This window comes from Rhodococcus sp. IEGM 1307 (assembly GCF_030056915.1).
GTDB classification, from domain to species: Bacteria; Actinomycetota; Actinomycetes; order Mycobacteriales; family Mycobacteriaceae; genus Rhodococcus_F; species Rhodococcus_F opacus_D.
Window position 1 is genome coordinate 435,055 of record NZ_JASHKW010000005.1, and the last position, 11,443, is coordinate 446,497.

Annotated in this window: 11 protein-coding genes; 4 read left to right on the forward strand and 7 right to left on the reverse strand. The window is 61.5% G+C overall.

The genetic code is table 11. The annotated features are described in order from the left end of the window. Positions 1 to 325: 325 nt before the first annotated feature. Both QM841_RS12865 and QM841_RS12870 read left to right on the forward strand, forming a co-directional pair. Complete coding sequence (locus QM841_RS12865; protein ID WP_283332288.1) at positions 326 to 1,186, forward strand: SDR family NAD(P)-dependent oxidoreductase; 861 nt, start codon at positions 326 to 328, stop codon at positions 1,184 to 1,186. Beyond that, positions 1,183 to 2,055, forward strand: coding sequence for a sugar phosphate isomerase/epimerase family protein (locus tag QM841_RS12870; protein WP_283332289.1), 873 nt, complete (start codon positions 1,183 to 1,185; stop codon positions 2,053 to 2,055). Before QM841_RS12865 ends, QM841_RS12870 begins: the two co-directional genes overlap by 4 nt. A gap of 433 nt (positions 2,056 to 2,488) precedes the next feature. Here the strand turns inward: QM841_RS12870 and QM841_RS12875 are convergent, their stop codons facing one another. The 6 genes from QM841_RS12875 to QM841_RS12900 form a co-directional block, all read right to left on the reverse strand. Continuing rightward, a complete protein-coding gene (locus QM841_RS12875) occupies positions 2,489 to 3,706 on the reverse strand; it encodes an acetyl-CoA C-acetyltransferase (RefSeq protein ID WP_283332290.1) in 1,218 nt (405 codons plus the stop codon). A 156-nt stretch (positions 3,707 to 3,862) separates the two neighbouring features. Continuing rightward, on the reverse strand, positions 3,863 to 5,059 hold the full coding sequence (locus QM841_RS12880; protein WP_283332291.1) for an ABC transporter substrate-binding protein: 1,197 nt from the start codon (positions 5,057 to 5,059) through the stop codon (positions 3,863 to 3,865). Positions 5,060 to 5,071: 12 nt separating this feature from the next. After that, positions 5,072 to 5,824 (reverse strand): ABC transporter ATP-binding protein, encoded by a 753-nt coding sequence (locus tag QM841_RS12885; RefSeq protein WP_283332292.1) that lies wholly within the window; start codon positions 5,822 to 5,824, stop codon positions 5,072 to 5,074. Beyond that, a complete protein-coding gene (locus tag QM841_RS12890) occupies positions 5,817 to 6,593 on the reverse strand; it encodes an ABC transporter ATP-binding protein (protein ID WP_105423992.1) in 777 nt (258 codons plus the stop codon). Before QM841_RS12890 ends, QM841_RS12885 begins: the two co-directional genes overlap by 8 nt. Further along, positions 6,590 to 7,519 carry a branched-chain amino acid ABC transporter permease gene (locus QM841_RS12895; RefSeq protein WP_283332293.1) on the reverse strand — a complete coding sequence of 310 codons (930 nt, stop codon included), beginning with the start codon at positions 7,517 to 7,519 and terminating at the stop codon, positions 6,590 to 6,592. Before QM841_RS12895 ends, QM841_RS12890 begins: the two co-directional genes overlap by 4 nt. Before the next feature lie 65 nt (positions 7,520 to 7,584). Further along, complete coding sequence (locus QM841_RS12900; RefSeq protein ID WP_283332294.1) at positions 7,585 to 8,457, reverse strand: branched-chain amino acid ABC transporter permease; 873 nt, start codon at positions 8,455 to 8,457, stop codon at positions 7,585 to 7,587. 140 nt (positions 8,458 to 8,597) lie between these two features. Between QM841_RS12900 and QM841_RS12905 the strand changes: the two genes are divergently transcribed. Continuing rightward, a complete protein-coding gene (locus QM841_RS12905) occupies positions 8,598 to 9,224 on the forward strand; it encodes a TetR/AcrR family transcriptional regulator (protein ID WP_283332295.1) in 627 nt (208 codons plus the stop codon). 104 nt (positions 9,225 to 9,328) lie between these two features. Next, entirely contained in the window at positions 9,329 to 10,840 is a 1,512-nt protein-coding gene (locus QM841_RS12910; RefSeq protein WP_283332296.1) for an MFS transporter, read from the forward strand. A 260-nt stretch (positions 10,841 to 11,100) separates the two neighbouring features. On the opposite strand, the gene QM841_RS12915 is transcribed toward QM841_RS12910, so the two are convergent. After that, on the reverse strand, positions 11,101 to 11,334 hold the full coding sequence (locus tag QM841_RS12915) for a DUF3263 domain-containing protein (RefSeq protein ID WP_502943259.1): 234 nt from the start codon (positions 11,332 to 11,334) through the stop codon (positions 11,101 to 11,103). Positions 11,335 to 11,443 lie beyond the last annotated feature (109 nt).

The following is an 11,443-nucleotide window of genomic DNA, read 5'->3' on the forward strand; positions in this document are numbered from 1 at the left end:
CTAACGCTGCAAACCTACGATATCGCGTCGTAGAGCGCCCCTCCCAAACTGTCGAGGTTATCTTTCGCACCAATGGCGATGTGCATCCGATTTGATCGATCCCCACGTTCGGCGCGGCCGCCGAACGGGACGGCCCGGGCGATGGCGTCTCTGCGACTGGCGACCTGCCGAATCCGGCTAGCTGGATTCGCGATTCTCCGCCTAGGCAGAATCTCGATCTTCAGTCAGCTACCGGCCTGCTGTGGGCACCTTCATTTGCCGGCACAGCCCGGAATGTCAATGCTACTCTGACAAACAAGCAAGCGTTTGGTCAGAAGGGTGGATCGTGCAGACTATTTTGATAACAGGGGCAAGCAGTGGGTTCGGGGCGCATGTAGCCGCCAAGCTGGCGGCGCGTGGGTGGCGGGTGATCGCGTCGATGCGCGACACGACGAAGACGACACAACTTGACGAGCTCATGGGAGGCGCTGGCACGAACACGGAACTCCTCGAGATTATTCGCCTGGATGTCGCCTGCGACGAGTCCCGCGCCTCGGCCGTGGACTACGTACTCGACTCAACTCCACATGGCTTGACAGCCGTTCTCCATTGCGCGGGCTACACAACCGCGGGCTTCTTCGAACACCTCGCCCCGCAGACGATTCGAGATCTATTGGAAGCCAACTTTATTGGTGCAGTCGACGTTACACAGAGACTCCTTCCAGCAATGCGCTCACAGGGACACGGAACCATCGCAGTTGTCTCCTCGAACGCTGTCAACATTGCCCATCCGATGTACTCCATCTATGCCGCAGCAAAGTGGGCGCTAGAGGGCTGGGCTGAAGCCATCGACATTGAACTGGCACCGTTCGGCCTCGACGTGAAGATTCTGCAGCCGGGCAATCACGACACCCCATTTGGGCGCAATGTACAGCCAGTGTTGCCGAAGGACAGCCCATACGCGCCGCTAGCAGCAACGGCCCTGCCAAGGATGAGCAAACTCGGAAGTAGAGCTCGGCCGACGGAGAAGGCTGCGGTTGAAATCTGCGACGCATTGGAATCGGATTCGCGTCAACTGAGAGTTCGACTCGGCAACGACGACAAAGTCATGGCAGCACTATCACGTTGGGCGCCATACACTGTCAGGCGCCGTATCGTCGAGCGAATTACTGGAATCGATAAGATGACGCTATTTCCTGCCCGATGATTCTTTGGGGAGGCACCCTTTCCCCGGCACCGGTCGAGCACCGTCTGTTCGCCGCGGCGCGCGCAGGCTTCCACGCGATGTCGGTAGCACCGATGGATTTCGGGCCTCCGGACCGTATGCTGCAGCGGGCGGACTCCGTTGCGAAGTTAGCGAACAGACTCAACATATTCGTTGCCTGCGTTGATCCGGTGACGTCGTGGCTGCCGCCCCCCGTACAGGCGGGATCAATCCCCACAGCGAACTCGGCGCAGCGGTGTTACGGGGATCTCTTCGGCCGGTATTCGGTGAGCAAATGCCTCAGGCTGGCGGAAAGGCTGGGTTCAACAACAATCTCCGCCATTGAACCGTACGGAGTCGGCTTCGGCCATCAGATTGTCGTCGACTCGTTTTCCGCACTGTGCGAGAGTGCCGCTGACCGTGGCCTTACCATCCAGCTAGAGCCGATGCCATTCAGTTCGATCTTCGACCTCGCAACGGCACACCGCATAGTTGCGGACTCCTCTGCAAAGAACGCAGGAATAGTGTTCGACAGCTGGCACTTCGACCGTAGTGGAGGTACTCCAGACCAGCTGGGTGCGCTGCCCCGGGGAATCGTCACATCGATACAGCTCAATGACGGTCGCAGGTCCGAAGCCGAGGACTTGTGGGAGGAGGCGTCGACGGAACGCCTACTACCCGGTGAGGGGTCGTTTGGTATCGCAGAGTCGATCGACGCACTGGCCGGAAGGCTCGCTGATTCGACTTTGATCGGGCCAGAAGTAGTCTCTGCTGGTCACCGCCTCTCGCCGGTCAACTACGTGGCACAGATTGCCTACGATGCATGCCTTCCGTACGCACAGCGAGCGGGACTCGATATAGGTCCGGTCTAATCTGCCGCGAGCCAGCCTATTTGTGGGCAGAGCGGATCGCCGAATGTGTGAGATGCGTCGTCGGCAGGCCGGGGGTGCGTCTGGCGACGATGAGTGAGTCGGGCTCATGCAGATTCGAACCAGTGCGCCCGGTAGGGACCCGGGTGGCGCTGGAACGAAACATGTTCGCGTTTGCGGGTCCCGATCAGGATCTGATGTGCGCGGGATTATCCGCGAGCGAGGGCTCGCGGCTTCCGGGTCGTGCCGACCGTTCGGGATGCTCGAGCCGGTCCGAAATGCACATCGGCCGGCGTGTGCGTCCGCAACAGCCGTCTTCCTTCGTCGTTCTCGTCGATGTCGTGGACCCGCACACGTCTGCTACAACCACGGCGCAACCCCCCGTGAGTGGTTAACGAGTCTCTGCACTCGTCAACCACTCACGGGCCCGGAGGGCCTAGCTCAGGCGCTCCAGGACCATTGCCATTCCCTGCCCGCCGCCGACGCACATGGTCTCGACGCCGAACGTCTTGTCCTCCTCACGCAGGTTGTTGAGCAGGGTGTTGGTGATGCGGGCACCGGTCATACCGAACGGGTGGCCGAGGGCGATGGCACCACCGGAGATGTTCAGCTTGTCCTCGTCGATCTTCAGCTCACGGGCCGATCCGAGGACCTGGACCGCGAACGCCTCGTTGATCTCGAACAGGTCGATGTCCGAGACACTCTTACCGGCCAGCGCGAGCGCCTTCTTGACGGCCTCGATCGGGCCGAGACCCATGATCTCGGGGGACAGTCCGGACACCCCGGTGGACACGATGCGGGCCAGCGGCGTCAGGCCGAGGGCCTTGGCCTTGGTGTCGGACATGATGACGAGCGCGGCGGCGCCGTCGTTGAGGGGGCACGCGTTGCCGGCGGTGACGGTGCCGTCCGGCCGGAACACCGGCTTGAGCTGACTGACGGCCTCGTAGGTGGTGCCGGCGCGCGGGCCGTCGTCGGCGGACACGACGGTGCCGTCGGGAAGGGTGACCGGGGTGATCTCCCGCTCGAAGAAGCCGTTCTTGATCGCTTCCTCCGCACGGTTATGGGACCGGACACCCCAGCGGTCCTGCTCCTCACGGCTTATGCCGGTGGCCGAGGCGACGTTCTCGGCGGTCTGACCCATCGCGATGTAGACGTCGGGCAGCATGCCGTCCCCACGCGGGTCGGTCCAGGCGACGCCGCCCTCGGCGAGCTTGCCGGTCCGCGCCTGGGCGTCGGCGAACTTCGGGTTCTTCGTGTTCGGCAGGCCGTCGGCGTTGCCGGTGACGAAGCTGGACACCGACTCGACGCCGGCGGAGACGAACACGTCGCCCTCGCCGGCCTTGATCGCGTGCAGTGCCATGCGGGTGGTCTGCAGCGAGGAGGAACAGTAGCGGTTGACGGTGACGCCGGGCAGGAAGTCGTAGCCCAGTTCCACCGCGACGACGCGGGCGATGTTGAACCCCGACTGGCCGGCGGGCTGGCCGCAGCCGAGGAGCAGGTCGTCGATCTCGGTGGGATCGAGTTCGGGGATCTTCGCCAGAGCCGCGGCCACCATCTGCGTCGTCAGATCATCCGGGCGGATGGTCTTGAGTGAGCCCTTCATGGCCCGACCGATCGGTGAGCGTACTGCGGAGACGATTACTGCCTCGGGCATCAATAACTCCTTTGTCAACTACAGGATCAGAACTCAGTCGGACTACCGCGGACGTTTTGACTCGACGAGCGTGTGGCGTGTTTGCGCTGAGCAGCCCGGTCCGCTGCAAGTGCGCAGGATTAGCTCAGCGCCATGCCCAAATGGTCGAACGCCGGATCAACGTTCACTGGTGGGGGCCACCTCGTAGCGGTCGATGATCGATCCGTCACCGGCAAACGCTTCGGCGACCATCTGGTGGCCAAGGAACTGGGCGTCATCGGACTTGTACACACTCGCGCAGGCACCTTGGTCCCACTCGATACTTCGCAAACTCTCGGCGATGGCTTCGTGGTTGGAGACCGTTCCCGCCTCCTCCATTGCTGCGGCGAGTAGGCGAACGGCGTCGTACACCTGGGTTGCGGACGCTGTGGGGGTCATGCCGTACCTGGCCTGGTACTCGGACGCGAACGTCCGTCCGATTGCGCTGTCTCCAATCGATGGCGCACATGGTGTGACCGCGTTCAGCGGGCGTCGTGCGGTGTCGTCCACGAGGTTGCCGGCTACGACGAGCGGACCGGAGTTACCAGAAATTACGGGGGTCTGAATTCCGTTCTGGTTCATTTGATTGAGTTGCAGTGCCAGGACATTGGGAAAGGTCCACGAGAGGATGACATCCGAGTCACGCATATCGAGGATTGTTCCTGTGAGGTCTGTGGCTGTCGGCGGCACGTAGCGGACGGTGCCGAGTTCCAGGCCCGCCGCTTCAATGGCATCGATCGAGTTCGTTGTCGAGACGCGGCCGAATGTTTCGTCTGTGGCGACGATTCCGATTCGCTTTCCGCCGAGTTTGCGGGCAAGGACAACTGCGTTGGTAGCTCGCGCCGTGTCATCGGGATTAATGGAAAATAGCCATTCGCTTCCCGACTCCGCCCCGCGAGCAAGTTTGCCGTCGCTGCTGATGTGAACCATGGGGATTGCAGCCGCATCGACATCACGTGTGAGGGCCTCCAGTGATCCGCCGCCGGGAAACCCGATAATGGCACTGGGGTTCTCGTCGACTGCCTTGAGGTAGGCAGTGCGGGCAGCTTGCGGGTCCGTGACGGATGCGGGAATCCGTTCATATTTCAGAGGTTTTCCCAGTACGCCGCCCGATGCGTTGACGTTGTCGACTGCCAACTGGGCGCCGTTGTTGTAGTCGTTGAGCGCGTTCGGTGAGTCTCCCTTGATCTCGATGAGTCCCACGATGGAGGCCTGATCCGAGCTTCCGGCGTCCGAGGTGTCGGCGCCGCACGAGGCCAAAGCCATCGTCACAGCAACCGCGGGGGTGAGGATCCAACTGTATAGGGCGATTTGGCGGACTCTATCTGTATTCATTGGCAGATCTTCCTACTTCTCGGTCATCGGCGGCAGTCGGTCCTCACCAACATCGCCGACGTCAATGTCTGTTTGTCCTAGATAGCTGGCGAGAACAGCTTTTCGATCAGTCAGCGCGCTGGACTCACCGTTCATCACGACGCGACCTTCGGCTAGGACGTACCCTCGCCGCGCCAATGCCAAGGCATCGGAGGTGTTCTGCTCGACAACCAGAATCGTGGTCCGGCCGGCAATCTCGCTCAATGCCCGGTAGACGGTCGCTACAACCGACGGCGCCAGGCCCAAGGATGGTTCGTCGAGAAGAAGCAGGCGAGGAGCGGCCACGAGGGCGCGTCCTAATGCGACCATTTGTTGTTCGCCCCCCGACAGTGCAAAACCTTGCCGCTTCCGCATGCGGGTCAACGCGGGAAAGAGGTCATAGACGTCGTCGTAGCTGTACAGCGCCGGTCTACTCCCCCGTGCATGGGCACCGATCTGCAGGTTCTCGTGCACGGAAAGCGTGGGGAAGACGTGTCGCCCCTCCGGTACGTGGATCAGTCCGACGCGGCTGAGGAACGCCGGCGGCCGATTATCAATCGTCTCACCATCGAATTCGATTGTTCCCTCGTACGGAACCAGTTGAGAGATGCTGCGCAGCAACGAGGATTTTCCTGCACCGTTTGGTCCGAGCAGGCAAACCACTTCGTTCTCCGCGATGCTCATGTCGACACCGCGGATGGCGTGGGTGGCCGTGTAATGAACATTGAGGTTCGAGATTTCAAGCATCTGGCGCCGCTCCAAGATACGCGTCGATGACCCTGCTGTCGGCCCATACTTCAGCTGGACTGCCCTGTGCGATAAGCCGGCCGATCTCGAGTACCAGCACTCGGTCACAGAGGGCGTCGATGAAGTCGATCTTGTGGTCGACGACGATGATGGTCGTACCCTCCTGCCTGATCTGCATCAGAAGATCGCGCAGAATCAGAGTCTCTGCGTCGTTGAGCCCGGCGCTCGGTTCGTCGAGCATGAGCACACGGGGACCGGCAGCAAGTGCGCGCGCCAATTCCAGTAGTCGCTGCTCACCGTAGGTGAGCTCGCGCGCGGCTCGATCCTCGGATCCAGCCAGCCCGACACGGCCAAGATGGTGAAGGGCATCGTTCATACGACTTGTTTCGGCGCGCCACATCCGTGACCGGAGGAACCATGCCGCAAAGAGAGTCCGACCGTTGGCGTCGTCGGCTCCGAGCATCACGTTATCCAGACAGCTCAGTTCCGGGCACAGCTGCGGAGATTGGAACACCCGTATCAACTTCGCGCGCCGGGGTTGTACCGGGCGCCCAAGGGTGATCTCGTTACCTGCGACACTCAGGCGACCGCCAGCTCGGACCACCCCGCTGAGAGCATTCAACAGGGTGGTCTTGCCACTGCCGTTCGGCCCAACCAGGCCTACGATCTCGTTCTGGGCAACCTCGAACGACACATCGTCGACGGCGACCACGCCGCCGAAGCGAACGGACAGATTACGAACACTCAGCTCCGTGGCTTTCGCAGTCATGATTCGGTCGATCTGCTGATGGTGCGCACACGGTGAGACTTGAGGGAGTCGAAGATTCCGATGAGCCCGCTCGGGAAGACTAGGATGACGACCAGTAGCAGGGCTCCGTAGAGGATGGACATGTACTGCTGAAGTCCGGCGAGCAACTCTGGGACGGCCACGTAAAAGGCCGCACCGATGAGGACCCCCCAATGTGACGCCAGTCCCCCGAGGATGACCATGAGGAACAGCCCGATTCCGAGGTTCAGGCCGAACGAATCGACTCCGATGAATCCTTGCCAGTGCGTAATCAATGCTCCTGCGAGTCCACCCACGGCAGAGCCGGCAACGAAGGTCGTCATACGCAGCGCATCAACGGGAACACCAAGGGTTTTCGAAACCGTGGGCATCTCACGAACTGCTGTGAGATCACGGGTAACCGGGGATCGTTTGAGCCACACAGCGAGGAGAAGGAGCAGCGCCAACACTGCCGCAAGCAGCCAGAACACTTGGCCGTCGGTTCTCAGTTCCTGCCCGAAGACGACCGGGTAGCCGATTCCGGTGATGTTCCCATTAGTACCGGTGAACGTCGATGTCTTGCCGAACAGCACTACCCCGATCTCGGTGACGGCCAGTGTGCCGAGCGCGAAGTAGAAATGCTCGGCGCGCCAGAGAACTGCCCCCACCGCGAAGGCGGCCACCGCTGTCACGACCATCGCGCCCAGCACGCACCCGAGAAAACCAACGCCATTACGGTCGAAGAAGGCGGTGGTGTATCCACCCAGTGCCATCATGAATGTCTGGGAGAATGCGAACCTTCCCCCCAGCGCGAAGATCCAGTAGAAACCCAGTGCAGCAATCGAGTACACGAGCCACAAGTTCACAAGATTGGTCGAACTCCCCGTTGTGACAGCTTGCGACACAGACAGTACCAGCAGTATCACCACGGCAAGAGTTGTGTACTGGCCTCGCTGACGCACGCTGCTTGCCCTTCGCATCAATCGATCTGTCGTCACAAGCGCACCACCGTTCGACCGAGAAGGCCCTGAGGCCGCAGGCCGAGAATGGCAAGCATCGCAACGTACGGCAGGATCGACGCGTAGTCCTGAAGGACATAGCCGCCGACGAGATACTGGATCGTCCCGATGAGCAACGACCCGAGGAGCACGCCCCACAAGTTGCCGAAGCCGCCGAGAACAGCGGCCGCGAACGCCGCCAGCATGATCGTGAACCCGAAATTCAGGTCGAGACTCGACAGGGGCGCGACCAATATCCCGGCCAGCGCTGCAAGCCCCGCAGACAAGCCCCACGCGACAAGGCTGATCCGGCCGGTGCGGACTCCATACATTTCCGCGGTCTCAGGGTCGCTCGCCAGGGCCCTCAGCTGACGACCGAAACTGCTGTAACCGAATATGTACATTACTGCAGCGATGCACAGCAGCGCCACGACGAGTATGAGAATCCGTTGTCCGGCAATAGGTGCCCCCAACACCGTTACGACCTGGCCGTCCGCCGGGGAGGGTAGTCGCTGCGGCGTGCTGCCCTGCCACAGTGAGATGAACGCACGGATCACCAGGGCTGCAGCCAAGGTGGCGATCAGGACGGTGAGATGTGGTCGGCGTCGCAGAGGGGCATACGCCAGTCGCTCGAGGCCCATGCCGATGAGGAACATGATGCCAACCGCGAGCACGTATCCGACGACCGGAGTTGAGTCGAGGTCGGTAATGAACCAGAGCGCAATGTAGCCGCTCAAGGTGATCAGGTCCCCGTGAGCGAAGTTGACTACCCCGGTTGCCTTGTACAGGACCAGAAATCCCAGTGCGGCCAAAGCAAGGACCGCGCCGTATGCGGCGGCGCTGAATGACAGCGCGACGAGAGTATCCACCCCACTCCTTACTTGAACAAGTGCTTGGTCAGGAAATGTATGCGCTCACATGCTCACTGTCAACGCATCACCTACCGGGCACCCCGTCCATCCAGTCTCGTCGACTTGCACTAATTGGCAGTGACTGCCAAAATTCGTTCGTGCCTTCAACCGGACAGCGCGCCCGAAACGCGATGAGAACGCGGGAAGTTCTTGCCCAGACCGCTGTCGAACTTTTCCTCGAGGACGGGTTCGATGCGGTCACGGTCGAGCAGGTCGCCGCAGCTGCAAATGTGTCGCCCCGCACCACCTATCGCTACTTCCACACGAAGGAAGGACTGGCATTGGCGCTTCTCACGGACCTGGACAACCACTTCCTCCAGAGCGTCCAAGCCCGGCCCCACGACGAAGCGCCTCTGGAGAGTCTTCGGCATGCGTTGGCCGAAGCCTGGGCATGGCTGGAATCGTCCGGCCAATCCGAGACTTATCTTGCACTGCAGGCTTTCGTCGAGTCCCACCCAGGACTGATGGCCGCGAACCTCCAGCGCGGCTACAGCCAAGAAGAACTCCTGGTCGCAACCCTAGAAACGAGGCCGGTCTTCCGGTCCAGCGGCGACCTCGGGCCGCGATTGGTCGTTGCAGCCTTCGCCGGCGCCTCGCGAGTCGCGGTCACGACGTGGCGCCGGACCGCCGGCACCGTCCCAATGTTGATCAACACCCTCGACACGTGCATCGCCTCGCTGCTGCCGGCACTGCAGTCTGCGGGCGAGCCCCCACACGTGCGCTAACCAACCACCCTCAGAAGGAAACGCCCCGCGTGACTACCACGGGAAGTAAGCTCCCATCGCCAGCCGTCTCCGAGCTGTCTGCGCGATCGAATCCATGGATCGCCATGGTTGCCATCGCACTCGGAGTCCTCATCGTCTCACTCGACGGCACCATTACCGCGGTCGCGAACCCCATTCTGGCACTCGACCTGGGTGCCAGCCTGTCTGGCCTACAGTGGATCACCAACATCTACCTACTGGCGATGGCAGCAACTCTGGTCCTCTCCGGAAAGCTCGGCGATCGTTTCGGCCGACGCACCGTCTTCCTGACCGGCATTGTGGGATTCGGAATCGCATCCGCGGGCATTGCGGTGTCACAAAGCGTCGGAATGGTGATCACGTCACGGCTGGGGCAGGGACTCTTCGGCGCCTTGATCGTCACCAACGCGCTCGCCCTCCTCCGCACCCTTTTCCCCGCGGAATCTCTACCGAAAGCTTTAGCGTTGTTTGCGTCGTTGATCGGCGCGTCCTCCGCTGCAGGCCCTCTCATTGGTGGCTTGCTCATCGAGCACACAAGTTGGCGGTGGGCCTTTCTCATCAATGTTCCCATCGCGGTGGTCTCTCTCGCTGTCGGGTTGAGGGTGCTTCCCACTCGGAACTCGACAGGCGCCGACTCCACTCCCTTCGACCTGGCGGGTACCGCGCTACTCGCGGCGGCGTTGCTTCCGATCACTTATGGCCTGATCCAGGCACCGGAGATCGGCTGGACCAACTGGCTGGTCATCGGACTATTGCTTGCGGGCATCTTCTCGGGAGTCGCATTCGTCTTGGCCGAACGTCGAGCTGTCGATCCGCTTATCCCGATGCGGTTGTTCGCCGATCGCTCGATATCCCTCGGTGTCCTGCTGACCGTCATCTCGTTCTTCTCCCTGGTGGGTTCACTATTCTTCGTGCTCCTGTTTCTGCAGCAGATCAACGGAGACTCACCGATGGCCGCCGGCCTGCATATCTTGCCGATGAGCATCGCGAATGTCGTCGCGTCGAGCAGCTGCGGTTGGGTCATCAAGAACTATGGTCCCCGCCCTCCACTATTTGTGGGAATGCTGTTCAGTGCAATAGGGTTTGCGCTCTTCACCGGCGTTGAACCGCGTACTGGGTACCTCGCACTTGCCATTCCCTTCACCGTCCTCGGGCTCGGAGTCGGACTGGTCATGACTTCATCTGTGCAGGCCATCCTCGGCAACGCCGACGTCACTGATGCCGGCCCCGCAGCCGGGGTGCACCAAACATCGCTCCAAATCGGCGGCATCCTAGGAACGGCCGTCCTCGGCGCAGTGATGGCATCCGCAGTCGGGGCCAAATTCGGACCCGCCATGGGCGACAATGGCATTCCATCCACGATCTCCGAAGAACTGTCGGGCGAAGCCGTGCGTTCGGTGGCGCAAGGCGCCACTCCCCTGCCAACACACGTCACTCCCGAGATACTCGCAGCCCTGCACAACGCGACGGAGACGACATTTATGCACGGCATGCACACAACCATGTGGGTCGGTGCGATCATCTCGCTGCTTGGAGCTGCAATTTCGGTCGGCGTCAGACGCGGTCGGGTGGTCGAGGGTTCAACAACGGTGCACTGACCACAGCTTTAGCACGATCCACTGCGTCGCGGGAATCGATCGCCAAAGGTGTGTGCCGCTAGGTTCACCAGGGCACCACCACAGAGGTCATTCTGTCTGTCAGAGCGTTGAGAGTAGCGCAACAGATGAAGGGGCGTTAGACGGAAAGGCCGTGCGGTTGCCGCCGGGACTGCACGGCCTTCCAGCCCCTCTCGCTTCACTCGGCTCCCTACGTGGTAGTCCACGCAGGCCTACCTGGGTGCCGTGAGCAGGTCTTCTCGTCAGCGTGCGCGGTGTGCGTAGTTCGCAATAAATTCACGCAGCCGGATGCGGACGTGGGGCTCCAGGTGACGTGCCGCCAATCCGTCGAGAATCTTGCCGAGTCTGGCCACGTAGCATGCGGGCGTCATCCCGAACTCGACCAGGAGATCCCCGCTGTTTCCTCCCCCGTAGGGGAGCCATTGACGGGCGTATTCGAGGATCCGGGCGTCTTCGATGATGGAATCGTTCATTATCGGGAGGCCTCCCTGACTGTCGAAATGAGCTTTGAACGAATTGCTTTCGCCTGTGCGTAGAGTCGGCCGGCGCGGTAGGAGGAGCGGACGAGGGGTCCGGCCATCACGC

Excerpts from the sequence above, each read along its gene's own strand:
- QM841_RS12880 (WP_283332291.1), bottom strand. The coding sequence starts at position 5,059 with ATGAATACAGATAGAGTCCGCCAAATCGCCCTATACAGTTGGATCCTC.
- QM841_RS12870 (WP_283332289.1), top strand. The coding sequence starts at position 1,183 with ATGATTCTTTGGGGAGGCACCCTTTCCCCGGCACCGGTCGAGCACCGT.
- QM841_RS12885 (WP_283332292.1), bottom strand. The coding sequence starts at position 5,824 with ATGCTTGAAATCTCGAACCTCAATGTTCATTACACGGCCACCCACGCC.
- QM841_RS12890 (WP_105423992.1), bottom strand. The coding sequence starts at position 6,593 with ATGACTGCGAAAGCCACGGAGCTGAGTGTTCGTAATCTGTCCGTTCGC.
- QM841_RS12910 (WP_283332296.1), top strand. The coding sequence starts at position 9,329 with ATGGTTGCCATCGCACTCGGAGTCCTCATCGTCTCACTCGACGGCACC.
- QM841_RS12875 (WP_283332290.1), bottom strand. The coding sequence starts at position 3,706 with ATGCCCGAGGCAGTAATCGTCTCCGCAGTACGCTCACCGATCGGTCGG.